Here is a 24,625-nt window from a genome sequence, read left to right as displayed (position 1 = left end):
CGGCGTCAGCGAGCGCCGCAACGAGGATTTTTCAGGTTACAATTTAGGGCTTGGAGGTGTGGCCGAGTGGTTTAAGGCACCGGTCTTGAAAACCGGCGAAGGAGTGATCCTTCCGTGAGTTCGAATCTCACCGCCTCCGCCAGAAGGCCCCACAAAACCCTGCAAATTCAATAATTTGCAGGGTTTTGTTTTTTGTAGCTCATCAATCAGCCTGTCATCGCGCGCGAACGTGAGGTGCTTGAACAGCAACGCGCCGACCTTGTTCGTGCGCTTGCCGCCGCCGAGCGATCGGTAAAGGCATTCCTGCCGGATTCGTTCGAACAGAGAAGCCCGGCGCGCGTGAACCGGCTGCAAAACGAACTGCGGCTAATTCGGGGCAAGCGGGGTGCGGCTAAGAAATATCAAAATCTTGGTGACCTTCTGGTTCAAGTCTGCCGGGAGCGCACAACCCATGCTGAATGGCGGCGTATCGTCCCAGAAACGCAGCGCCGTCACGACGCACAGATCTTGATAGACAGACGTGGCGCGCGTCAGGCTGGCAGCGAGTCGGCGCAAACTTCTTCGCACGCCAAACTTCGATAAGCGCGCCGCCGTGTCGCTAGCTATTGCGGATCTTCCATCAATCCTTGCAGACATTTCAATTTTCGGACCGGTCTCATTTCTTCGATTGCTGTAGTTGTCCACCATGTTTGAACGGGGCTGCGTCCGAATTTCGGGTGCATTCCTGCTGGCGACACGACACGCCATTTTTAGACAGGAGACTTCATGCAGAAACAGAAGGAAAAAGAAACGAAGCGCCTTTTCGTCACGGTCGATTCGCGTCCCGCTACGGCTACGGCTACGGGAGGTCACTAGAACGTCCATGAACTTTGCCAAAATTCCCTATTACAAGGTCAGTTGGTTTATTAACAAGTGGGTTCTTTGCGGCGGCGCAGACGGTTGTGAAATTGTCGATCAGGCTGAACTTACCTCGGACAGACCGCCCCCGGCGCTACTTGGCCCAGCTGCGCCCGCACCAACACTGGCCCGCCCATGGACACGCGAAGAATTCAGGAAAGACGCCGCAGCAGCCTTCTCGAGCTTTAGAAAATGGCTCGATACGCCTTGGGGTGGCGATACGCGCACCTCGCCCAAGTCCGCGTCAGCCAAACAGCAAAGCCAGGACACCGTACCGCCATTTGTTATTCAGGAGATTCCTGTGACGATGCGAGCGTTGGGGTTGCCGATGGGTGCAAAACTGATGGAGAGGTGGTTCGCAGGCGACCTTAATTATTCGCCGGACGATAAGGCCGAAAGCGCAGGGCTGAATCAGCATGGCGAGCGGTACCCACCGGCCATGATTGACAAGAGCGATGTGACGATGAAGTGGGTGTTGGGTTTCGAGCGCGCAAAGGCGCAATACGAAAACCTGATTAAAAACGTGATCTACAGCCAGGCGTCGTTGCAGCAATTAGCCAAAATTTTGCAGCGCTATCCGGCCAGTACCAACGTTGACGCCGGCTCAATGCAAATTGAAGACATCCACGAATACCTTCAATTCGAGCGAGCCGGAGTCGAGAGCACATGGTCGCAGAAGCTGGAGCAGGCACGCAATAGATCCGTTGCGGATCGAGGCGTCCCGGATGATCTTACGGCGGCCCTCGGATCATTCACGTTCTACGTTGCCATTGAAAAAGCATTTGTTAGTGCTCGCTCGGCGAGGGTGAGCAAAATCTCTGTCTATATCAAAGATAACGACACCTTTACCACCAACCCAGGCAGCGCGTCGCAATACTTGGGGCACTGGAGCAGCAAGGGTGTAATCGTCGTTCCGCTTACGGAAGCATCGACTCTAGCCAACCGGGAATGGGCTAACTTTGCCGTGAAGCTTGGTGACCAAAAAGGTAGGGGGAACGCCTACTATCCTGTGCGCAACAGCGATTTTCGAAAATGGCAATTGAAACATCATCGCGGTGGGGACTTCACCATTTATTCTGATCGGTTTGTTTTGCTTCTCGTGTTACGCCCGATCGAGGTGGTTTGGTGATCCTGGATATAGCTAACGATATTTGGGCCGGGTTTGCGTTTGCCAGCCCGGTTATTGCATTGCTCCTACTTTGCTATCTGGTTATTGCCGGTCTGGTTGCGCTGTTTGGAGCACGCGAGCGGATGCGCCGACGTTTCAATCGGATGGGTAAGGCCGTTGCGGTGATTGTTGCAGCAACAGCGGGCATTACATTTTTTGCTCACTATGTTTGGCTTGTCGAGCTTCGACGTACCGGGCACGCATGCGAATCACACGCATCTGAGGGCGGCGACTTTATCGCAAAGCAATGCACGTTGGACGCCGGATTCAGTAGTTTGCGCGTGTACGACAGTCAGACAAATTGGGTGCTTGCGGAGCGCACATACAATTGCCACGCTGGATTTTCAAAACTTATTGTGGATAAACAAATGGCATTTGACGCCTGCGCCGAAGGCGACAGCTTAATCAGATTGCCCCCGTCGCTATTTGACCAGATTCGGGCAAAGTTGCCGTAGATGCGGCGTTACGGCTGCCGGCGGCATCCGCAGTTGCAGGCCGAATACGAAGCAAACCTGAATGCTGATCGGCGTCAGGTTTCGCAGACGTGCTTCGACCACGCTTCCCATCAGTGGCCTTCGCTGTCCCAGCAGATCGGTACGGTGATAGGCCGCTTCAACTTACGAGCGCTGACAATCGACGTTTCCGGGTAGGTTCCGAATCCGGGGTCGCGCCGCTTGCCCGTTAGCGGGCTGGTAAAGCGTAGTGTCCATTTTCTGCCGTTGTTGGTCGGCGTCAGCAGCAACCCCGTCACCTTGCCGTCGAATACGGCTTCTCGCCGTGTTGAATGAACTCGGGCGGACACTGTCTCCGCCAGACAATCAATGAAAACGGGCCTTGGGGCCCGTTTTCATTTCTACCTTCGACGGTTCGCCCACGCCACCGCCACGACTCAAACCAGGCCGGACGCCTCAACCTTGATCTGGAATCCGTGGTGCAGATGAGGCGCCAGCACGACGCGTCGCCTGCCCAACGCGCGTAGATCTGATTGAAGCTTGCCCAGTGTTCGACATCGGCAACATAGACGCGCACCTGCACGAGTTGCGCGATGGTGCTGCCGGGGACGTACCGGCTATTCTGGCTATCCGCTATGTATCGAACTCCAAAAGGGGACGGTGACATCGCCACGCGTGACGACGCGCATGACACTGCATGCGACTCACCCACGTTTGCGAGCGCCCTTCTTGCGGCTCAGCCACTCGCCGCTCGCCTCACACGCTAAGTGCGTCCAGCTTCTCACGCGCATCGGCGCAACGGCGATTCAGATCGCGATGCATCAACTGGCTGTCGAGCAGCGCCGATACATCAGACAAACCGTAATCAAAGCGCAAGACGTATTCGATGTCTGTGTAATCGTGATAGGCGCCGCTGTCTGCCAGCTTCTGCGCTTCCGCGAAGGCAGCATGTTGCCGCTCGCCGTTCATCAAATCTCTGATCGCCATGAGTGCCGCTCCGAGGAACAGTGACGCCATCATAGCAATGCAAATTGAAACGCACGGTCGCGCGCGCGCAACACCTGGTGTTTTCCGTAGACGCGCCGATCAGTGCAACGCGCAACAGCAAGCTTGCCGCGCGTTTCAGCCAAGGAGCAATGATCCCCTTTAGCGACTGACGCCCACTTCATCCAGCCACAGATTCAAACGGTGGCCGCGGGCAGCTTCATTCCATGCCACTTGACCACCAGAATCCGGCCGACGTAACACAGCACGCCCGCAACGCCCACCACGACGCCCATGCCTTTGGGCGAGCCATCCTGCCAAAGTCCGACGGCGAGACTCGACAACGCACCGAGCGCCAACTGCACGGCGCCGAACACGGCGGCCGCAGCGCCGGCATTCACTGGATAGCGATGCATCAGATCGGTCGTGCAGTTAGCGGACAACAGCCCGACGACGCCGACCACGAAGAACAGACCGAAGACAATCGACCACAAGCCACCCCACCCGGTCAGCGAGACAAGGCAGACGAACAGGGACGCGATGCAACTCACGGTCGCGGCAAAAGAGATGATCGGCAGCGAACCGAGCCGGCCGACGAGGCGCGTATTCATGAAGTTGCCGAACATGATGCCGACGATATTCAGCGCGAACAAAAAGCCGTAGTGCTGCGCCGATACGTGGAAATATTCGATGTACACAAACGGCGTCGCGGTGATGTACGCGAACATCGAGGCGAACGCCATGCCGCCGCACAGCATATGCCCCCACGCTACCGGATCGCGCAGCAACTTGCCATAGGCGCCGAATGATTTCAGCAGCGCCGAGTGCGCACGCTTCTCTGGCGGCCACGTCTCCGGCACCTTGAGGAAGGCGGTCACCGCGCACACCGCACCGAATAGCGTCAACACGATAAAGACGACACGCCAGCCGCCGAGCAACAGCAACTGCCCGCCGATCAGCGGCGCGAGCAACGGCCCGATCGACGTGACGATGGCGAGCATCGACAGCACGCGTGCGGCATCGGTCGGCCCGTGCGCGTCGCGGGCGATCGCGCGCGCCAGCACCGAGGCCGCACCCGCGCCGAGCGCCTGCACGAAACGGAAGACCACCAGCGATCCGATTGAAAACGAGAGCGCGCATGCCACGCTGGCCAACGCATACATGATGATGCCGCCGAGCAGCACGGGCCGTCGGCCATAGGTATCCGACAGTGGACCATAGAGCAGCATGCCGATCGAAAAGCCGAACATGAAGCTGGTCAGCGTGGTTTGCGCGGCGCCGGTGCTGATGGCGAATGCCTGCGCGATAGTCGGCAGGCTTGGCAGATACATATCGATGGAAATCGGCCCGCATGCGGCAAGCGCACCGAGCAACAGAATCAGCCGGCCATCGGGCCGGCGTCTGGTGACGTGAGACATGGGAATCCAGATGAAGCGCCGCGCCGTGATCGGCAGCGAAACGCAGTGAAACGGGGAAAACAGCAACTGAACGGCCCCAATTGTACGCGACAGTCAAACCGTGCGACGCGCGAGGACCGAGCCGTGCGGCCCATTCATACACCGCGACAGGCGCGCCGCCGATCGGTTAAGCTGCCGCCAGAACGCTTCTGGCGCGCCTCCAGGCATGACACGACCCTGCCCATTCGTCCTGGTGTCTGCGCTGCGCTTGCATCGTCGTCTGCGTCGTCTTGCGTCTTGCGTCTTGCGTCTTGCGTCTTGCGTCTTGCGTCTTGCGTCTTGCGTCTTGCGTCTTGCATGGTGCCGCGCGCTTTTTCACACTGCCTTATTCCGACTTCATCATGACTGCCTTCCTGTTGATCTGGAGCCCCAAGAAATGGCCGTGGCCCGAGTTGCCGGACGTGGCGAAGCGGGTCGCTGCGGGCGTAGCGGTGGCTGACGTGTGGGGGTGCGGATTTGCCCGCAGCATCATGCCGGGCGATCGAGTTTTTCTGCACCGTGTCGCTCAGGAACCCAAGGGCATTTTCGGCTCGGGCTACGTGACACGTGCGCCGTACGAAGTCCCTGACCCGGCGACGAAGCGGGGTTACCGGTTGTGCATCGACTTCGTGTACGACTGGGTGGTCGACGCCCACGAGGGCGTCGTGATTCCACGCGAGATGTTGCGTACGCATCCATTTTCGGTACAAACGTGGGACGCACAGAGCTCGGGCACCATGATCAAGCCGATGGCGGAAGGCGCCCTCGAAAAGCGCTGGGCCGAGTTCACGGGTAAGCGTAAGCCACCGAAGTTCGACGCCCCGAAGGCCCCCACGCACTCCAGCAAGGTAACGGCACACAAGGCGGCGGCAGAGAAAACCGCCGCAAGAGGCCACGCAAGTACACCGCCGAAACCCACACCGAACAAACCGACAGCAAAACGCCCGCACAAGGCCTAACCGCCGGCGCCGGGTTGATGAACTACCGCTACACCGCGCGTAGCGCCGCTGGAAGAATGACTGCCTGGTCACTCGCGCCGAATGTGCGAGAACACGGATTCCAGATGCACCACTACCGTGGCTGTGCAGGGGCCCCGCTTATGAGCTGGCGGGGTGAGCGGCTTTCTTTGCTTATCTTTCTTTGCCGCGGCAAAGAAAGTAAGTGCCGCCCCGCACAGGGGCGACACTAATAGACCAATATCAAATCAAGGAAAGGCCAAAAACCCAGACCAGGAAAAAACCAAAAAAAACAGCGCCCCGCCCCAGCATGGGGCACCACAAAACCCCTTCCCCCCGACTCCGGTACAATTTCTCCACACACCCCAGCGCGGCGCCGCCCCCCTCCAGACCCCGCGCGCCACTGCGCAACCCAAATTCCAGTTATCACCATGTCCAAAAACCAGACCCTCTTCGACCGCGCGCAGCGCACCATCCCCGGCGGCGTGAACTCGCCGGTCCGCGCCTTCCGCTCGGTCGGCGGCACACCGCGCTTCATCGAGCGCGCACAAGGCCCGTACTTCTGGGACGCGGACGGCCAACGCTACACAGACTACATCGGCTCGTGGGGCCCGATGATCCTCGGCCACGTCCACCCGGAAGTTCTGGAAGCGGTCCAACGCGTGCTCGCCAACGGCTTCTCGTTCGGCGCGCCGACCGAATCAGAAGTGGAAATCGCCGAGGAAATCTGCAAACTGGTGCCGTCGATCGAACAGGTCCGCATGGTCTCGAGCGGCACCGAAGCGACCATGAGCGCGCTGCGTCTCGCGCGCGGCTTCACGAACCGCAGCCGCATCGTCAAGTTCGAAGGCTGCTATCACGGCCACGCGGACAGCCTGCTGGTCAAAGCCGGGTCGGGCCTGCTCACGTTCGGCAATCCGACTTCGGCGGGTGTGCCGGTCGACATCGCCAAACACACTACCGTCCTTGAATACAACAACGTCACCGAACTCGAAGAAGCGTTCAAGGCGTTCGGCAACGAGATTGCCTCGGTGATCGTCGAGCCGGTGGCGGGTAACATGAACCTCGTGCGCGCCACGCCGGAATTCCTGCAAGCCTTGCGGCGCCTGTGCACCGAGTACGGCTCGGTACTGATTTTCGACGAAGTGATGTGCGGTTTCCGCGTCGCCCTGGGTGGCGCGCAAGAGGTGTACGGCATCGCGCCGGATCTGACGTGTCTGGGCAAAGTGATCGGCGGCGGCATGCCGGCGGCGGCCTTCGGCGGCCGGCGCGACATCATGGCTCACCTCGCGCCGCTCGGCGGCGTCTACCAGGCGGGCACGCTGTCGGGCAATCCGATCGCGGTCGCCGCGGGCCTGAAGACGCTGCAACTGATTCAGGCGCCGGGCTTCTATGAAACGCTTACCGCCCGCACCACGCGTCTCGCACAAGGTCTCGCAAATGTCGCGCGCGAAGCGAAAGTGCCGTTCGCGGCCGATTCGCTCGGCGGCATGTTCGGCCTCTACTTCACCGATTCGGTACCAACGAGTTTCGCCGAAGTCACGAAGAGCGACGTGCCGCGTTTCAACGCGTTCTTCCACAAGATGCTCGACGCGGGCGTGTACTTCGCGCCGTCGGCATATGAAGCGGGCTTCGTTTCGATCGCGCACGACAACGCGATCATCGACGCGACAATCGACACCGCGCGTGGCGCATTCGCCTCGCTCGCGGCCTGAAGCGGGCCAGACGCGCAAGCCGCCGACACCCAGGCCAATACTGACTAGCCACTGTACCCGACCGGATACCGATGTTTTCGCAAACCGACTTCGTCCATATGGAACGCGCGCTCGCGCTAGCCAAGCTCGGCATGTATACGACCGATCCCAATCCGCGGGTCGGTTGCGTGCTCGTCAAGCACGGCGAGGTGATCGGCGAAGGCTTCACGCAACCGGCCGGCCAGGACCACGCCGAAATCCGCGCGTTGAAGGACGCGCGTTCGCGCGGTCATGATCTGCGCGGCGCCACGGCCTATGTGACGCTCGAGCCGTGCAGCCATTTCGGCCGCACGCCGCCATGCGCGAATGCGTTGATCGAAGCGCAGGTCGAGCGCGTGGTCGCGGCGATGGAAGACCCCAATCCACAAGTCTCCGGGCGCGGTCTCAAGATGCTGCGCGACGCCGGTATCGAAGTGCGTTGCGGGCTGCTCGCCAACGAAGCGCACGAACTGAACATCGGCTTCGTGTCGCGCATGACACGCGAGCGTCCGTGGGTCCGCATGAAGGTGGCAGCCTCGCTGGACGGCCGCACGGGCTTGCCGTCGGGCATCAGTCAATGGATTACCGGCGAAGCGGCTCGCGCCGATGGTCATGCGTGGCGCGCCCGCGCGTCGGCGATTCTGACGGGCATCGGCACCGTGCGGGAAGACGATCCGCGCATGACCGTGCGTGCCGTCGACACACCGCGCCAACCACAACGCGTGCTGATCGACGCCCAGCTCGACGTGCCGCCCGAAGCGCAGATTCTGGCCGGCGCACCCACCCTGATTTTCTGCGGCAATCTCGACGAGCGTCATACCGAGCGCGCTGCCGCGCTGCGCGATCGCGGCGCGGAAATCGTGCAACTGGCGAACGCGGCGGGCAAGGTCGACCTGCCCGCCATGCTGAAAGTGCTCGGCGAGCGTCATGTGAACGAACTGCACGTCGAGGCCGGCTACAAACTGAACGGCTCGCTGCTGCGCGAAGGCTGTGTCGACGAGCTGCTGATCTATCTGGCGCCGAGCCTGCTCGGCATGGACTCGATGAGCATGTTCAATCTGAACGCACCGGAAACGCTCGAAGGCCGCGTGCAACTGAATTTCCACGCGGTCGACCGGATCGGCGACGATCTGCGGATTCTCGCGCGCTTCGTGCCTCGCGTCGCACCAGAGCCGGCGCCCGAAGCCGGTTCCGATCCCGCGCCCCAACCCCCTTCGAATTGATCAAGGATTAGTACGATGTTTACAGGAATCGTCGCGGCAGTGGGCCGCATCGAATCAGTCAAACCCCTCGGCACCGATGGCGATGCGGGCGTGCGTCTGAACGTCGAAGCCGGCGGCCTCGATCTCGACGACGTGCAACTCGGCGACAGCATCACGATCCAGGGCGCCTGCATGACGGTGGTGGAAAAAACCGCGCATTCGTTCGAAGTGGACGTGTCGCGCGAAAGTCTGAACTGCACGGTCGGTCTGGGCGAGCCGGGCGAAGTCAATCTCGAGAAAGCACTGCGCGCGCACGACCGGCTCGGCGGCCACATCGTCTCCGGTCACGTGGACGGCCTCGGCACGGTCACGCGTTTTGCGCCGGTCGGCGAGTCGCACGAACTGCGCGTGCTGGCGCCGCGCGAGATTGGCCGCTATCTGGCGTTCAAAGGCTCGATCACGGTCAACGGCGTGAGCCTGACGGTCAACTCGGTCAAGGATCGCGACGACGGCTGCGAATTCTCGATCAACCTGATTCCGCACACGGTGCAGGTGACGTCGCTCAAGAATCTGCGCGAGGGTTCGCAGGTGAATCTCGAGATCGATCTGATTGCGCGGTATGTGGAGCGGATGCTCAGCACGTCTCAGGACGGCCCAACCTGATTGAAGTAATTCGGCTTTTGAGAAGCCACCGTCGATTGCCGACTCACGAAGCCCATTGATCTGATCTGCGGCTTTGTGACGATATCCCTGACGCTATACGGCCGCTTTCTGCGGTTCGTATACCGTCACGATCCAGAAATTCAGCGACTCCACTCTGCTGCAATCGCATTCTCCAACCAGAAGCGGCATTTAAAACGCGCGTAAATACGGCGTTTTAATTCTATTCGTCGAAATTTTATAACGAATATATCGCGCTGGAAGTACTCTGTGCACTGCCACCGGGCATCACGGATTTCTCAATACGCCTCAGCGTGAAACCGCCTTCCCGCCGCCGTTCCAGGCTGCGGCGCCCGACTATTGTTATCGCCGCCCGACATCGACGGAAAGCGTCTTGATATTTAGAAAATGACTAAAAATAATGTCATTCAAATTGTCCACCTTGAAGACGACAATCGTATTCGCGTGGACATGGCCGACGACGTGGATAACCCGTGCCTGTCGTGCGGCGCCTGCTGCCAGCACTTCCGGGTGTCGATGTATATGGGCGAGATGGCAAGCTCGCCGTGCGGCACGGTGCCCGACGACATGGTCAGCGCGATCAATCCCGTGATGGTGTGCATGAAGGGCACCGAAGCGGGCCATGGACGTTGCATTGCCTTGCGCGGCACGGTGGGCAAGCCTGGTATCCGGTGCGGGATATATCCGCTACGTCCGTCTCCGTGTCGGGAGTATCGCGTGTGGTCCGTGGATGGCACACCCAATCCGGACTGCCAGCGACTACGCAAGGCTATCGGACTGCCGCCGTTGAAGCGCGGTATAGCGACGGCCACATGAAATGACTGATCCACGGACGCTCACGGGCTAACCCATCCGCCATGACCGCCTGCCGGAAAATAAGGAAGCTGATCGCTGGCGAGGCGCTCGATCCGCTCGACCCACGCACGCGCCAGGCCATCGCGATTACGCCGCTGTTCGCGTTGATCGGTCTCGGCGCAGATGGACTGTCTTCCGCCTGCTATGGTCCCGAGGAGGCGTTCCTCGCACTCGGGCAGCACACGCCACTCGCGCTGTTTCTCGCATCGGCGACGGCGGCCACCGTCTTTATCATCGCGTTCGGCTACAGCCAGATCATCGAATTGTTCCCCGCCGGTGGGGGCGGATATCGCGTCGCGACCGAGTTGCTCGGCCCGCGCTGCGGCGCCGTGTCTGGCGCGGCGCTGCTGGTCGACTATGTGCTGACCGTCGCGACGTCGATCGCGAGTGGTGTCGAAGCCTTGTTTAGTCTGCTGCCCGCAACCGCCCAGGCGTTCAGGCTCGTCACGGAGCTAGGTCTGATCGTGTTGATGAGCTGCCTTAACCTGCGCGGCATGAAGCAGTCCATCCTCGTGCTGCTGCCGGTTTTTCTTGGTTTCGTCGCGCTTCATGCGGCGCTGATCGTATACGGCGTGGCAGTCCACGGCGATCAACTGGCGGCGATCGTGCCGGCCGCCGTGGGCGAGGCGCGCGGCATGTCGCACGCATTCGGCCCGCTCCTGCTCGCGGCGTTGCTGATGCGAGCGTTCTCGCTGGGTGGGGGCACCTATACCGGTCTTGAAGCCGTGTCGAACAACGTGAGCATGATCGTTGAGCCGCGCGTGCGCAATGGCAGGTGGACCATGTTCTACATGGCGGCGTCGCTCGCGTTCACGGCGGGCGGCATCATCATGCTTTACATGCTTTGGCACGTGAGGCCGGTCGAGGGGAAAACGCTCAACGCCGTGGTATTTGGCAGCGTGATCGATCATCTCGGGATCGGCTCGGCGCTTGCACGCCACGCGCTACTCGCTGCCGTGCTTGCGTTGGAGGCAGGGCTGCTGCTCGTCGGTGCGCAAGCCGGATTCCTCGACGGACCCACGGTCCTGTCGAACATGTCAGCGGACTCATGGGTGCCGCGTTGTTTCCGCCACCTGTCACGGCGGCTGGTACGGCGGAATGGCGTTATCGTCATCGGCGCTGCGAATCTCGCGGTCCTGCTATGGACGCACGGCGATGTGACCACACTCGTGGTGCTCTACAGCATCAACGTATTCCTGACGTTCAGCCTGTCATTTCTCGGCCTGTGCATCTACCGGTGGGGTCGGCGTGGCCGCCAAGGCTGGTTGCGGGCGTTTGCGCTGGCGCTGCTCGGTTTATCGACGACGGTCACCGTGCTGGCCGTGACGCTCGTCGAAAAGTTCACGGCGGGCGGCTGGCTGACCGTGCTGATTACAGGCGTGGTGATCATGTTGTGTTTTCTCGTCAGGCGTCACTACAGGCAAACCAGCGCGCAATTGGCGAAGGAAGAGGCAGCGTTTGCCGGTGCGGCGCCAGAGGTCGACGGCGACTTACCGCTCAGGCCAGACCCGTTGCGCTCAACCGCGATCGTGCTTGTCGACCGGCACCGCGGCACCAGCATGCATGCGCTGCTTGGTGTTGCGCGCAAATTTCCTGGGAAGTTCGACAACGTGATCGTGCTGGCGGTCGGCGAAGTGGACGCGCAAAGCTGGGAAGACGCGAAGCATATGGAGCATTTGCGGCAAGAGATGTCGGCATCGCTTGCGTACTATATTGCCCAGAGTCGCTATCAGGGGTTTGCAGCCGATTTCCGGATCGCCTTTGTCACGCGGCCGAAGGACGGACTGATGCGACTTACCGAAGCCACCATGGACGAGTTCCCGAACAGCGTGTGCTTCGCCAGCACGCTCGTCTTCAAGCGGGTCAACGTGCTGTCGGCATGGCTGCGCAATCGAACGCCGGCCGGGATCCAGAGGCGCCTGCGGTCGCAAGGCAGGCAGATGATGCTCCTGCCGATGAACATCGGTTGACGGACGGCCTGGCGTTACAACCGAAGGTGCCACCGCGGGCCGTGGGCTGGTTCGTCAGGCTGACACGGCAATGCCGCCTGCTTTCTCGGCCAATACGACGTGGTATGGGGAACGGATGCTCCCGGCGTCGCAAGACGGCCGACAACCGTTGAAATCATTGGAATGAAAAAGGGCAGCGTTAATTGCGAACGCTGCCCCAGCTTCACGGCTCATACCTCAACGAGCTGTTCGGTTGCGCCTCACTGAAGCTTCACTTGCGCTTCAATTGCGAGAGATCGCGCACGGCGCCACGGTCGGCGGATGTGGCGAGCGCCGCATAAGCCTGCAACGCCTGCGATACCACGCGTTCTCGATCCACCGGCATCCAGGCCTTGTCGCCGCGCGCTTCCATCGCTTCGCGGCGGCGTGCCAATGCCTCGTCCGATACCACCAGATGCATCTTGCGGTTCGGAATGTCGATCTCGATCACATCGCCCTCTTCCACCAGACCGATCGTGCCGCCTTCGGCTGCTTCCGGCGACGCATGACCGATCACCAGACCTGACGAGCCGCCGGAGAAACGGCCGTCGGTGAACAGCGCACAGGTCTTGCCCAAGCCCTTCGATTTCAGATACGACGTGGGATAAAGCATTTCCTGCATGCCGGGGCCGCCCTTGGGACCTTCGTAACGGATCACGACCACGTCGCCCGCCACGACCTTGTCGCCCAGAATGGCTTCGACGGCGTCGTCCTGGCTTTCGAAAACGCGTGCACGCCCCGAGAAGATCCACTGCGATTCGTCGACACCCGCGGTCTTGACGATACAGCCCTTCTCCGCGAGGTTGCCGTACAGCACGGCGAGGCCGCCGTCTTTCGAATACGCGTCCTGCTTGCTGCGGATACAGCCGGTCTTGCGGTCGGTATCGAGCGATGCGAAGGTGGCTTCCTGACTGAATGCAACCGTGGTCGGAATGCCGCCCGGAGCCGCGCGGAAGAATTTCTGCGCTTCTTCGCCCGCGCCGCCGGCGACGTCCCACTTTGCAATCGCATTGCCCAGCGTGCCGCTATGCACGTTGCCGCACGACAGATCCAGCAGCTCCGCCCGCGCCAGTTCACCGAGAATGCCGAGGATGCCGCCGGCACGGTGCACGTCTTCGATATGGTATTTGTCCGTTGCGGGCGCCGCTTTGCACAGGCACGGCACTTTGCGCGAGATGCGGTCGATGTCGGACATCGTGAAATCGACGCCGGCTTCCTGCGCGGCAGCCAGCAGGTGCAACACGGTATTGGTCGAACCGCCCATGGCGACGTCGAGCGCCATGGCGTTCTCGAATGCCTGCTTGGTGGCGATGCTGCGCGGCAGGACCGACGCGTCTTCTTCCTGATAGTAGCGGCGGCACAGGTCCACCACGAGGCGCCCGGCCTGTTCGAACAGGCCCTTGCGCCAGGCGTGGGTGGCGACGATCGTGCCGTTGCCGGGCAACGCCAGACCAATCGCTTCCGTCAGGCAATTCATCGAGTTCGCGGTGAACATGCCCGAACAGGAACCGCACGTCGGACAGGCGCTGCGCTCGACTTCGGCCAGTTCGGCGTCGCTGACTTTGGAGTCGGCAGCCTTGATCATTGCGTCGATCAGGTCGATCTTGGCGATCACCTGGCCGTCGCTCGGCGATTTGACCTTGCCCGCTTCCATCGGACCGCCGGACACGAATACGACGGGAATGTTCAGGCGCATCGCGGCCATCAGCATGCCCGGGGTGATCTTGTCGCAATTGGAGATGCAGACCATCGCGTCAGCGCAGTGCGCGTTGACCATGTATTCCACCGAGTCGGCGATCAGCTCGCGCGAGGGCAGCGAATACAGCATGCCGCCGTGGCCCATGGCGATGCCGTCATCTACTGCGATGGTGTTGAATTCCTTGGCTACACCGCCGGCCGCTTCAATCTCTTTCGCGACCAGCGCGCCCAGGTCGCGCAGATGCACATGGCCCGGCACAAACTGGGTGAACGAGTTCACCACGGCGATGATCGGCTTGCCGAAATCGCCGTCTTTCATTCCGGTGGCGCGCCACAAGGCGCGGGCGCCGGCCATGTTGCGACCGTGAGTCGATGTGCGTGAGCGATAGTGCGGCATGATCTGTCTCGAACGTTTAGCGGGGAAATTGTTGTCTGGAGGCGGCCTTCGCGGGCGCGCCGAATTATAGCAACGTCGCCCCGTCAAACCGCCGCCAGAGCGCCCAGGTGCCTCGCCAAACGTCCTATGCCGTCTGGCGCAGGCGACTTGGGGGCGCGCGTGGCGTAAAATACGCGCTTTCTTCGAAAAACTCCGCCAACATGACGCTCGCCTCCACTCAAGAGATCATTGCCGAACTGAAAGCAGGCCGGATGGTGATCCTCGTCGACGAAGAAGATCGCGAAAACGAGGGCGACCTCGTGATCGCCGCCGAATTCGTCACGCCGGAAGCGATCAACTTCATGGCCCGCTACGGCCGCGGCCTGATCTGCCTCACGCTCACGCAGGAACGCTGCAAGACGCTGAACCTGCCGCTGATGACCTATCGCAACGGCACGCAGTACGGCACGGCGTTCACGGTCAGCATCGAAGCGGCGGAAGGCGTTACCACCGGCATTTCCGCGGCCGACCGCGCCCGCACGATCGCCGCGGCGGTCGCGCCGGACGCCAAGGCCGAGCACATCGTCCAGCCGGGCCACGTGTTCCCGATCATGGCGCAGCCCGGCGGCGTGCTGGTGCGCGCCGGCCATACCGAGGCCGGCTGCGACTTCACCGCGCTGGCAGGCCTCACGCCGGCCGCGGTGATCTGCGAAGTCATCAAGGACGACGGCACGATGGCGCGCCTGCCGGATCTGATGGAGTTCGCCAAAGAGCACGATCTGAAAATCGGCACGATCGCGGATCTGATCCACTACCGCAGCCGTACCGAATCGATCGTCGAGCGCATTTGCGAACGCACCATGCAAACCGCGCACGGCGCGTTTCGCGCGGTGATGTACCTCGACCAGCCGAGCGGCCAGCCGCATATCGCACTGGTGCGCGGCACGCCGAGCGCGGAACGCGACACGCCGGTGCGGGTGCACGAGCCGCTGTCCATGCTGGATCTGCTCGAAGTCGGCAAGTCCACTCATTCGTGGACGCTGGACGCGGCGATGAAAGAGATCGCCCAACGCGATCTCGGTGTGATCGTGCTGCTGAATTGTGGCGATTCGAAGGAACATCTGGTCGACGTGTTCAAGGCGTTCGACTCGAAGGAAAAAGCCGAGGCACTCAAACGCCGGCCGGTCGACTTCAAGACGTACGGCATCGGCGCGCAGATTTTGCGTGAGCTGGGTGTCGGCAAGATGCAGGTGCTGTCGAACCCGCGCAAGCTGGGCAGCATGTCGGGCTACGGCCTCGAAGTCACCGGCTTCGTGCCCATGCCGGGCAGCATCGCACAGGCTCCGCAACAAGGCTGATCCGACCATTCACGCGCTTAAGCGCCAACTCAAAACACTACGGAATTCTCATGGAAATCGGACAATATCAACCGAATCTCGACGGCGACGGACTGCGTATCGGCATCGTCCAGGCGCGTTTTAACGAACCTGTCTGCAACGGTCTCGCGGATTCGTGCATCGAAGAACTCGAACGCCTCGGTGTGACCGGCGAAGACGTGCTGCTGGTCACCGTGCCGGGCGCGCTGGAGATCCCGCTGGCACTGCAAAAGCTCGCCGAAAGCGCGCAATTCGACGCACTGATCGCGCTGGGCGCGGTGATTCGCGGCGAGACGTACCACTTCGAGCTGGTGTCGAATGAAAGCGGCGCGGGCATCACGCGTATCGGCCTCGACTTCGGCATTCCGGTCGCGAACGCCGTGTTGACCACGGAAAACGACGAGCAAGCCGTCGCACGCATGACCGAGAAGGGTCGTGACGCCGCGCGCGTCGCTGTCGAAATGGCCAATCTCGCCGTCGCGCTCGAACAACTTGGCGGTGACGACGAAGAAGAAGACGAAGAAGAGGAAGAGGCATGAAGAGCGCACGCCGACGCTCCCGCGAACTGGCCACGCAGGGGCTTTATCAGTGGCTGCTGTCGGGCTCGCCCGGCGGTGAAATCGACGCGCAATTGCGCGGCGCGCAAGGCTTCGACAAGGCCGACCACGAACATCTGGACGCCATCCTGCACGGCGTGATCCGCGATTCGGAAGCGCTTTCCGCGGATATCGCACCGTGCCTCGACCGCCCGATCGACCAGCTTTCACCGGTTGAACGCGCCGTGTTGCTGGTCGCCGCGTTCGAACTGAAGAATCACGTCGATATCCCCTATCGCGTGGTCATCAACGAAGCGGTGGAACTCGCCAAGACGTTTGGCGGCGCAGACGGTTACAAGTACGTGAACGGTGTGCTGGACAAGCTGTCGGCGCAACTGCGCGCCGCTGAAACGCAGGCGGCTCGCAAGCATTGAGGGTAAGGGGCGTGACCTGGTCATGCGCGTGCGCTCACGTGGATTCGCCGGTCTCCGGCCGCGGATCGCCGGCTTGTTGTGATCGCCAGCCGCCGGTTCGTCCGGCGGCCCGTTGAAGCCCAAACTGAACAATGCAGCGCCATCTCGCCAGGCGCTTGTAAAGACGCCGCTGCGCCCATGCGCCAGGCGCCGTCCCGCTTTTGCTTCCGACTGAACTGGATTGATCGTATGAACTCCGTGACCGAACCCTTGGTGCGGCTTGCTGCCCGCGTTGACGCCATCCAGCCTTTCTATGTGATGGAACTGGCCAAGGAAGCCGCGCTACTCGAGCGCGATGGGCGCGACATCATCCACATGGGCATCGGCGAACCCGATTTCACCGCGCCCGAGCCGGTCATCGAAGCAGCCGCGAGCGCCCTGCGCCGCGGCGTCACGCAATACACCAATGCGCTTGGCCTGCACGCGCTGCGCGAGGCGATCTCGGCGCATTACGCCGAGGTCTACGGCGTCAGCGTCGATCCAGCGCGGATCGTCGTCACCGCCGGCGCGTCGGCCGCGCTGCTGCTGGCTTGCGCGGCACTCGTCGATCGCGATGACGAAGTGTTGATGCCCGACCCGTGCTACCCGTGCAACCGTCATTTCGTGATTGCTGCCGAAGGCAAGCCGGTGATGGTGCCAAGCGGGCCGGCCGAACGCTTTCAGCTGACCGCCGCCGATGTGGAGCGTCTGTGGAACGAGCGCACCCGTGGCGTGCTGCTAGCGTCGCCGTCGAACCCGACCGGCACGTCGATCGAACCGGCGGAACTCGAACGCATCGTCAAGGCCGTGCGGGCGCGTGGCGGCTTTACGATCGTCGACGAGATCTACCAGGGCTTGAGCTACGACGCGAAGCCCGTCTCGGCGCTCTCGTTCGGCAACGACGTGATCACCGTCAACAGCTTTTCAAAGTACTTCAACATGACCGGCTGGCGTTTGGGCTGGCTGGTGGTGCCGCCCGGTATGGTCGGCGCGTTCGAAAAGCTCGCGCAGAATCTGTTCATCTGCGCGTCGGCGCTCGCGCAGCATGCGGCGCTCGCCTGCTTCGAACCGGACACCATCGCGATCTACGAAGCGCGCCGCCTCGAATTCAAGCGCCGCCGCGACTTCATTGCGCCGGCGCTCGAGTCGCTAGGCTTTTCGGTGCCGGTGATGCCCGACGGCGCGTTCTACGTGTACGCCGATTGCCGCACCGTTGAGCATCAGGCGGCCGGAGACAGTGCGGCGCTAACCAAAGCGATGCTGCACGACGCGGGCGTGGTCCTGGTTCCGGGTATGGACTTCGGTACGCACGCGCCGAACGACTACATCCGGCTGTCGTATGCAACCGCCCTGCCGAAGCTGGAGGAAGCGGTCGAGCGGCTGGCGAAGCTCTTTGGACGGCATTGACAGAATAAAGGCATGCGCAGCGCAGGTTTGAGTCGCTCAAGAACCCGCCAAAGCACGATGCGACATCACGCCGACGAACGCTTCACGGCCGCGCGCGGCGCCAGCGCCTCAGCGCGCCCCAAAAGAAAAAGGACACCGACCTGGTGTCCTTTTTTATACCTGCTGCCTTCGCGCCTGACGACCGGCGTTATACCAACCTCAAGCGCCCAACTCCGAAGCCGATGCCACATGCTTGGTCGCATTGGAGCTGGCGTCGTCCTGTTCGGATACCGGCGCCTTCACCGGCGATGCCGTGCTCAGCGGATGACTGCTTTCGAGCGTCACCTGCACGCGCTTGCCGTTAGTCGCCGACGCCGCGGCAGCCGTAGCCGTGTTCGACGCGGTCAGAACCGGCGCCTGCGGTGCGTTGATCGGTACCTTGCGACCACGCGCCACGTCGCGCAAACGGCCACGCTCGGCCATCACCTTGGCGCCGTAGCCGCCGTCGTCCTGCGAGGTCGAGCCGACATAGAGACGCAGACCGCCCGGCAGCGAACCGCCGCGTGCGATGCAATCCTTCAGCACCAGCGCGCCCACCTTGATGTTCGCAACCGGTTCAAGCGCGGCGCTCTCGCCGCCAAAATACTGGAATTTGTCTGAGTGAACCTTGGACATCACCTGCATCAGACCTTGCGCGCCCACGCCGCTCTCGGCGTACGGGTTGAAGCCCGATTCGATCGCCATCACGGACAGCAGCAGAAGCGGGTCGAGACCCACCTCGTGGCCGGTGTCGAACGCGGCCTTCACGAGCTCGCCGACGGGCTCCTGAGCGACGCGATAGCGGCGCGCCAGGTACGACGCGACCAGATCCTGCTCGCGGGTGGAGACCAGCACGCGATCATCGCGTGCGTCGGCGGAGACGCGTTGCGCCGGAATCAGCCGGGCCAGCGCGGAGACGCTCTGCATGGTGCGCGGGTCGAGCCCGTTCAGCGCAGCCACGCCCATACCGGACGTACCGGTGCCGTCGAAGGCGCCGTCATAGCTAGTGTTGCTGGCGATGACGCCGCTGTTGCCGTTGCCACCGTTGTTCGCGCCGCCAGCGGCGTCGCTACTGGTCGAATTCGCGGACAGCGTCGTATCGTCAGTGGACGCGCCGGGCGGTCCGAAGGCCGGCAAGGGATTGCCCTGCAGCAGGCGGGCAGGACCGGCTTGCACAGCGGCGGAGATGACCGGCATCAGCTTGGCGGCCAAGGCGCCGCGCCAGGCCGGCATCAGCCACAGCGTAAGTGCCAGCACGACAGCGATACCGCCGACGATGCTGAACAGGTGATGACTCATTCGCGTCCCGCGACGCAACGCACCACGCACAACTTGCGCAATACGCTCATCGGGACGCCACGATAACCAGGCGTTCATTCAGATCTCCCATGTTGCATGATCCGCGAACCCCGCCAGGTGAACAGGCGGCAACACACGTTCGCAGAGTCAAGACATCGCGCGCTCTGTCTGGTTAGGGCAGCTGCGACGTCGGGAAAACGGCAAATACCGTTTGTGGGGCGCCATCTTGAAAAGAGGCCCGCGGCATGCCAAAAAAACATGCAGGCGGTAGCTCCCACGCGAAAAAACCAGCGTCAGTTGGCGCTGGCGAGAACTTCTATAAGACCGTCAAATACCGTGCAGGGGATCGGCAAACGGTGACGCGTTGCGTCTGATGGGACCGGGGGCAGTGGTAAAAAGGTTCACGCCCTGCAACCAATGTGGACGGATTCTATGCAGGGTTTTATAGATCGTCAACACTATAGATGAGCAAATGTATAACTATTTGTAATAATGAACAGTGTTCAGTCCGTTCAAAACCGCGCGGTGCGCGCTTCTTGAGCTATCTCAATTCCTCGTCGAACGGTAAGCCATTTGGCCGAGCTACGTGCGCGAGCCAACACAGGTAAAATCGACAATCATTTTGGCGTCGCAAAGCTCTGCTACGCCCGCCCTTTTCGCCGCTTGCGCGGCTATTTACCGCACCAGATGAAATACAAAGACCTGCGTGATTTCGTCGGCCGTCTCGAAACGATCGGTGAGTTGCGCCGTATCTCGCAAAACGTCTCGCCGATCCTGGAAATGACCGAAGTGTGCGACCGCGTCCTGCGCGCCGGCGGTCCGGCGTTATTGTTTGAGAGCCAGCAGCAGCGCGCGTTTCCGGTCCTCGGTAATCTGTTCGGCACGCCGCGCCGCGTGGCGCTCGGCATGGGTATCGACGCGCAAGCCGGCGCAGGCGATGGCGCCGCGTTGGAGTCGTTGCGAGACGTCGGCCGCCTGCTCTCCGCGTTGAAGGAACCGGAGCCGCCGAAGGGACTCAAGGACGCCGGAAAACTGTTCACGCTCGCGAAGGCCGTTTGGGACATGGCGCCCCGGACAGTGAGCGCACCGCCCTGCCAGGAAATCGTCTGGGAAGGCAATGATGTCGACCTCGGCAAGCTGCCGATTCAGACCTGCTGGCCGGGCGACGCAGGCCCGTTGATCACCTGGGGTCTGACCGTCACAAAAGGCCCGAATAAGAGCCGACAAAATTTAGGCATATATCGCCAGCAACTGATCGGGCGTAACAAACTGATCATGCGGTGGCTCGCTCATCGCGGCGGCGCACTCGATTTCCGTGAGTTCGCGCTGCAGAATCCGGGCAAGCCGTATCCGGTGGCCGTCGTGTTGGGCGCCGATCCGGCAACCATCCTCGGTGCGGTCACGCCGGTGCCCGACACCCTCTCCGAATATCAGTTCGCCGGGCTGCTGCGCGGCGGCCGCACCGAACTGGCGAAGTGCATCACGCCGGGCGTCGACGGCTTGCAGGTGCCGGCGCGCGCGGAGATCGTGCTGGAAGGCTTCATCTATCCGCAGGAAGGCACGCCGCCGCCCGCTCCCGCGGGTGCGCCGCCGCGTCCGGTCAAGGGCGCTTCGGCCGGTTACGAACACGCGCTGGAAGGTCCCTATGGCGACCATACCGGCTACTACAACGAGCAGGAGTGGTTTCCGGTCTTCACGGTCGAGCGCATCACGATGCGGCGCGACGCGATCTATCACTCCACCTACACCGGCAAACCGCCGGACGAACCCGCCGTGCTCGGCGTCGCGCTCAACGAAGTGTTCGTGCCGCTGTTGCAGAAGCAGTTCACCGAGATCACCGATTTCTATCTGCCGCCCGAAGGATGCAGCTACCGGATGGCGATCGTGCAAATGAAGAAGAGCTACCCCGGCCACGCGAAGCGCGTGATGTTCGGCGTGTGGAGCTTCCTGCGGCAATTCATGTATACGAAGTTCATCGTCGTGGTCGACGAGGACGTGAATATCCGCGACTGGAAGGAAGTGATCTGGGCCATCACCACGCGTATCGACCCGGCGCGCGACACCGTGCTGGTCGATCGCACGCCGATCGACTATCTGGATTTCGCCTCACCGGTAGCGGGCCTCGGCTCGAAGATGGGACTGGACGCGACCAACAAGTGGCCCGGCGAAACCGATCGCGAATGGGGCCGCCCGATCGAGATGGATGCTGCGGTCAAACAGCGCATCGATACCTTGTGGAACGAATTGGGGTTGTAGAAAAACGGCCTCGAATTACACCGTTGAATTTCACGATTCTGTTGGCATCGAAGCGATCCAGCCACACGCCGGATCGCTCGCGCTCAGAACAAGTCTGAATAACAAAACTGATGGAGCAGTTGCGCGGATGCATGCCTTTTCAATGATGTCGGATGGATTTTTTCTGTCGTTGTCGCTATGCCTGGATATCGGTCTCGTCAACGTCGCGATGATTTCGCTGACGCTGTCGCACGGCTTCAAACCGGGCTTCTGGCTGGGCCTCGGTTCCTGCCTCGGCGATCTGGTTTACGCGGCGCTCGCGCTCGCGGGAATGGCTGCGCTGCTGCAGTTCGAATCGGTGCGCTGGGTGGTGTGGATCGGCGGCGCGGCGATCCTGCTGTTTCTCACATGGAAGATGGCACGTGAAGCGCTGTTCCCGGCGTCCGCGCCTGCCGTTGCCGGCGAAACGGATGCCAGCGCGCCGCATCTTTCCCCGTGGCGCGGGTTCTTGCGCGGCGTGTTGCTGGCGATGTCGTCGCCTTCGGCGATTCTCTGGTTCGCCGCGGTCGGCGGCGCATTGATCGCGAAAGCCGGCGCCACCAGCGTGACGACCGCGCCGGTGTTCCTCGGCGGCTTCTTCCTCGGCGGCTTGTGCTGGACGATCTTTATCTGCGGACTCGGCAGCCACGGTCGCAAACGCGCCGGCACCGGTTTGCTGCGCGCCTGCCATGTATTGTCGGCGCTGCTGTTCGCGTACTTCTCGTACAGCGTGATCGTGAACGGATATCGCGATCTGATCGTGCAGACCGCACAGGTGGCAAGCTAATAAAGAACGGCTCGCCAGGGCGAGCCGTCTTCCGTCGATTCCACCGTGTGCAGCGTGCGGCGGAAAGCTAAATGCCGGCTATCAGGCGAGATACTGTGCGAGCTTCGCCAGGTCCACGTTGCCGCCGCTCACCACCACACCCACGCGCTTACCCTTCACCGGCACGATGCCATTGAGCACCGCAGCCGCGGCCAGGCAACCCGTCGGCTCGACCACGATCTTCATGCGCTGAGCGAAGAAACGCAGGGTCTCGATTAACTGTTCGTCGCTGACGGTTTCGATCCGCGCGACCAGTTTCTGGATGATGGCGAACGTGTAGTCACCGAGATGCGTGGAGGCAGCGCCGTCGGCAATCGTGCGCGGTGCGTCGATATGCACGATCTCGCCGCGCGCGAGCGATTGCTGGCCGTCGTTGCCGGCCTCAGGCTCGACGCCGATCACGGTGCACCCCGGGCTCAATGTCGCCGCCGACAATGCGCTGCCGCCGATCAGGCCGCCGCCGCCAAGACAAACGAATAGCATGTCGAGCGGGCCGGTTTCTTCGATCAATTCCTTCACGGCCGTGCCCTGCCCGGCGATCACGTGCGGATGGTCGTACGGCGGAATCAGCGTCATGCCGCGCTCTTCGGCGAGCCGCCGGCCGATCTCTTCGCGATTCTCGGTGTAGCGGTCGTAACTGATTACTTCGCCGCCATACCCCTTGGTCGCCGCGACTTTAGCGGCGGGCGCGTCGTGCGGCATGATGATCGTCGCCTGAATGCCTGCAAGGCGCGCCGATAGCGCGATCGCTTGCGCATGGTTACCCGACGAGTACGTCAGCACGCCTGCTTTGCGCTGCTCCGCGTCGAAATGCGAAATCGCGTTGTAGGCGCCGCGAAACTTGAAGGCGCCCATGCGTTGAAAATTTTCGCATTTGAAAAACACCGACGCGCCCGTGCGCTCATTGAATGTGCTGGATGTTAGAACGGGGGTGCGGTGGGCGACGCCTTCAAGACGCGCAGCGGCGTCCAGTACGTCGTCGAAAGAGGGAGCGGGAAGCGCTTGCATCGGCAAAACTCTCCAGAAGCGGTGGCGGAAACAGGCATTCTCCCAGCTTCGCCGATGCTTTGGTATGCCGCCGTAAAAACACCAACGGCGCAACCCGGCAATTACGCCAGCATTGCGCCGTCTTTCCTACGCGCTTCTTCGATTAGCGGCGATAGTAGCCGTGGCCGTAATAACCGCGGTAATGGCCGTGGTGATAATAAGGACGGCCATAGCCACCGTAGTACCCACCCACCACGACCGCTGGCGGCGGCGCGTAATAGACCGGCGGCGGGGGCGGCGCGTAGTAGACCGGCGGAGGCGCGGCATAAACCGGATAGGCCGGCGCGACCGGAATACCAATACCAATACCCACGGAAACGTGCGCTTCAGCAGCAGTAGCGAACCCCACGCCGAGTGCGGCGGCAACGACAAACGGAACGATCTTTTTCACTTTGTTCTCCTGGCGCGGCCGGTCAAGGTCGCCAACTTCGCATGCCTTGCATGCTACGAAACCAATGTATCGAAAAAGACTGCGCACGGATGTTCGCATTTGTTGCAAATTGCAATCGACGGCAAAAGGTCGGAATTTGCCTCGGCGCCGCCCCGCCCGGACCAGCGCTGCAACGGACTGACAACCAAGGGTTTGCCAGCGGTCGAGCGCAAGCGAATGCACTGCCTTGCGGCGCCCGCCCCTTCAAGCGTCCACTTGTCAGTAATCTTTGATTACAAATTAGCTTCAATCCTGACGGCTCAAACGAAAAATGCCCGGCGCAATCGCGTCGGGCATCTCTTGCTCGTGAGCAAACGGTATTTTCAGCCTACCTTCACATAGGCGAATTCTCTGGAGACGTTAGGCGGAACATACGCGCCGCTGATGCGTACGCGTGGCGTCAAGCGCTTCTTCTGATCCCACCAGCGACGGCGCTGCGAATGCGTCAAGAACCGCAAATGCTTTCGGTAAGAAAAAATATTCATCGTTACCTCCCGAATCTGACTGCGAGACGAAAAACCCAGAACAGCAACT

General features: G+C 61.7%; 22 protein-coding genes, 1 tRNA gene and 1 pseudogene. 16 read left to right on the top strand and 8 right to left on the bottom strand.

What is annotated here, in order from left to right; all coding sequences use genetic code 11:
• Positions 1–52: 52 nt before the first annotated feature.
• The 4 genes from PQR53_RS15450 (at position 53) to PQR53_RS15435 (ending at position 2,520) form a co-directional block, all read left to right on the top strand.
• A tRNA-Ser gene (locus PQR53_RS15450) sits at positions 53–142 on the top strand.
• 92 nt (positions 143–234) lie between these two features.
• Complete coding sequence (locus tag PQR53_RS15445) at positions 235–582, top strand: hypothetical protein (RefSeq protein ID WP_408455200.1); 348 nt, start codon at positions 235–237, stop codon at positions 580–582.
• A 280-nt stretch (positions 583–862) separates the two neighbouring features.
• Entirely contained in the window at positions 863–2,026 is a 1,164-nt protein-coding gene (locus tag PQR53_RS15440) for a DUF6402 family protein (RefSeq protein WP_408455197.1), read from the top strand.
• Positions 2,020–2,520, top strand: a complete 501-nt coding sequence (locus PQR53_RS15435; RefSeq protein WP_408455194.1) for a hypothetical protein — start codon at positions 2,020–2,022, stop codon at positions 2,518–2,520. Before PQR53_RS15440 ends, PQR53_RS15435 begins: the two co-directional genes overlap by 7 nt.
• Before the next feature lie 110 nt (positions 2,521–2,630).
• On the opposite strand, the gene PQR53_RS15430 is transcribed toward PQR53_RS15435, so the two are convergent.
• The 4 genes and pseudogenes from PQR53_RS15430 to PQR53_RS15415 form a co-directional block, all read right to left on the bottom strand.
• Positions 2,631–2,867 (bottom strand): integrase arm-type DNA-binding domain-containing protein, encoded by a 237-nt coding sequence (locus PQR53_RS15430; RefSeq protein ID WP_408455191.1) that lies wholly within the window; start codon positions 2,865–2,867, stop codon positions 2,631–2,633.
• Positions 2,868–2,954: 87 nt separating this feature from the next.
• Positions 2,955–3,121, bottom strand: a pseudogene (locus tag PQR53_RS15425) (RidA family protein); the annotation flags it as partial.
• A 152-nt stretch (positions 3,122–3,273) separates the two neighbouring features.
• Positions 3,274–3,504 (bottom strand): hypothetical protein, encoded by a 231-nt coding sequence (locus PQR53_RS15420; protein WP_054037416.1) that lies wholly within the window; start codon positions 3,502–3,504, stop codon positions 3,274–3,276.
• A gap of 194 nt (positions 3,505–3,698) precedes the next feature.
• Entirely contained in the window at positions 3,699–4,919 is a 1,221-nt protein-coding gene (locus PQR53_RS15415; protein WP_408455188.1) for a Bcr/CflA family multidrug efflux MFS transporter, read from the bottom strand.
• Between the two features lie 380 nt (positions 4,920–5,299).
• On the opposite strand from PQR53_RS15415, the gene PQR53_RS15410 reads away from it, so the two are divergent.
• The 6 genes from PQR53_RS15410 to PQR53_RS15385 all read left to right on the top strand — a co-directional run bounded on the left by PQR53_RS15410 (position 5,300) and on the right by PQR53_RS15385 (position 12,334).
• Positions 5,300–5,896, top strand: a complete 597-nt coding sequence (locus PQR53_RS15410) for a hypothetical protein (RefSeq protein WP_408455185.1) — start codon at positions 5,300–5,302, stop codon at positions 5,894–5,896.
• Positions 5,897–6,324: 428 nt separating this feature from the next.
• A complete protein-coding gene (gene hemL / locus PQR53_RS15405; RefSeq protein WP_408455183.1) occupies positions 6,325–7,608 on the top strand; it encodes a glutamate-1-semialdehyde 2,1-aminomutase in 1,284 nt (427 codons plus the stop codon).
• Positions 7,609–7,679: 71 nt separating this feature from the next.
• Positions 7,680–8,849 (top strand): bifunctional diaminohydroxyphosphoribosylaminopyrimidine deaminase/5-amino-6-(5-phosphoribosylamino)uracil reductase RibD, encoded by a 1,170-nt coding sequence (gene ribD, locus PQR53_RS15400; RefSeq protein WP_408455180.1) that lies wholly within the window; start codon positions 7,680–7,682, stop codon positions 8,847–8,849.
• 15 nt (positions 8,850–8,864) lie between these two features.
• The gene (locus tag PQR53_RS15395; RefSeq protein WP_408455178.1) at positions 8,865–9,491 is read left to right on the top strand and encodes a riboflavin synthase; all 627 of its coding nucleotides are present in this window, start codon (positions 8,865–8,867) and stop codon (positions 9,489–9,491) included.
• Between the two features lie 468 nt (positions 9,492–9,959).
• Positions 9,960–10,325: a YkgJ family cysteine cluster protein gene (locus tag PQR53_RS15390; RefSeq protein WP_408455627.1), complete on the top strand. Its 366-nt coding sequence runs from the start codon at positions 9,960–9,962 to the stop codon at positions 10,323–10,325.
• A 41-nt stretch (positions 10,326–10,366) separates the two neighbouring features.
• A complete protein-coding gene (locus tag PQR53_RS15385; RefSeq protein ID WP_408455175.1) occupies positions 10,367–12,334 on the top strand; it encodes an APC family permease in 1,968 nt (655 codons plus the stop codon).
• Positions 12,335–12,584: 250 nt separating this feature from the next.
• Here PQR53_RS15385 and ilvD read toward each other — a convergent pair whose 3' ends face one another.
• Positions 12,585–14,447: a dihydroxy-acid dehydratase gene (ilvD, locus tag PQR53_RS15380; protein WP_408455172.1), complete on the bottom strand. Its 1,863-nt coding sequence runs from the start codon at positions 14,445–14,447 to the stop codon at positions 12,585–12,587.
• A gap of 200 nt (positions 14,448–14,647) precedes the next feature.
• Between ilvD and ribBA the strand changes: the two genes are divergently transcribed.
• The 4 genes from ribBA to PQR53_RS15360 all read left to right on the top strand — a co-directional run bounded on the left by ribBA (position 14,648) and on the right by PQR53_RS15360 (position 18,197).
• On the top strand, positions 14,648–15,784 hold the full coding sequence (gene ribBA, locus PQR53_RS15375) for a bifunctional 3,4-dihydroxy-2-butanone-4-phosphate synthase/GTP cyclohydrolase II (RefSeq protein WP_408455169.1): 1,137 nt from the start codon (positions 14,648–14,650) through the stop codon (positions 15,782–15,784).
• A 50-nt stretch (positions 15,785–15,834) separates the two neighbouring features.
• The gene (ribH, locus tag PQR53_RS15370; protein ID WP_006050161.1) at positions 15,835–16,341 is read left to right on the top strand and encodes a 6,7-dimethyl-8-ribityllumazine synthase; all 507 of its coding nucleotides are present in this window, start codon (positions 15,835–15,837) and stop codon (positions 16,339–16,341) included.
• Positions 16,338–16,772 carry a transcription antitermination factor NusB gene (gene nusB, locus PQR53_RS15365; RefSeq protein WP_054037337.1) on the top strand — a complete coding sequence of 145 codons (435 nt, stop codon included), beginning with the start codon at positions 16,338–16,340 and terminating at the stop codon, positions 16,770–16,772. Before ribH ends, nusB begins: the two co-directional genes overlap by 4 nt.
• A 228-nt stretch (positions 16,773–17,000) precedes the next feature.
• Positions 17,001–18,197 (top strand): pyridoxal phosphate-dependent aminotransferase, encoded by a 1,197-nt coding sequence (locus PQR53_RS15360; protein WP_408455166.1) that lies wholly within the window; start codon positions 17,001–17,003, stop codon positions 18,195–18,197.
• Between the two features lie 198 nt (positions 18,198–18,395).
• Here PQR53_RS15360 and PQR53_RS15355 read toward each other — a convergent pair whose 3' ends face one another.
• Entirely contained in the window at positions 18,396–19,592 is a 1,197-nt protein-coding gene (locus PQR53_RS15355) for a transglycosylase SLT domain-containing protein (RefSeq protein ID WP_408455163.1), read from the bottom strand.
• Positions 19,593–20,201: 609 nt separating this feature from the next.
• Here PQR53_RS15355 and PQR53_RS15350 point away from each other — a divergent pair.
• Both PQR53_RS15350 and PQR53_RS15345 read left to right on the top strand, forming a co-directional pair.
• The gene (locus PQR53_RS15350; protein ID WP_408455160.1) at positions 20,202–21,770 is read left to right on the top strand and encodes a UbiD family decarboxylase; all 1,569 of its coding nucleotides are present in this window, start codon (positions 20,202–20,204) and stop codon (positions 21,768–21,770) included.
• Positions 21,771–21,897: 127 nt separating this feature from the next.
• Complete coding sequence (locus PQR53_RS15345) at positions 21,898–22,575, top strand: LysE family translocator (protein ID WP_408455157.1); 678 nt, start codon at positions 21,898–21,900, stop codon at positions 22,573–22,575.
• A gap of 81 nt (positions 22,576–22,656) precedes the next feature.
• Here the strand turns inward: PQR53_RS15345 and PQR53_RS15340 are convergent, their stop codons facing one another.
• Both PQR53_RS15340 and PQR53_RS15335 read right to left on the bottom strand, forming a co-directional pair.
• The gene (locus tag PQR53_RS15340) at positions 22,657–23,622 is read right to left on the bottom strand and encodes a threo-3-hydroxy-L-aspartate ammonia-lyase (RefSeq protein ID WP_408455155.1); all 966 of its coding nucleotides are present in this window, start codon (positions 23,620–23,622) and stop codon (positions 22,657–22,659) included.
• A gap of 142 nt (positions 23,623–23,764) precedes the next feature.
• On the bottom strand, positions 23,765–24,052 hold the full coding sequence (locus PQR53_RS15335; protein WP_408455152.1) for a hypothetical protein: 288 nt from the start codon (positions 24,050–24,052) through the stop codon (positions 23,765–23,767).
• Positions 24,053–24,625: the final 573 nt, after the last annotated feature.

It is taken from the genome of Paraburkholderia fungorum, from assembly GCF_046027605.1.
Classification (GTDB): Bacteria; Pseudomonadota; Gammaproteobacteria; order Burkholderiales; family Burkholderiaceae; genus Paraburkholderia; species Paraburkholderia fungorum_F.
This window is presented reverse-complemented; position numbering and strand designations above follow the sequence as displayed.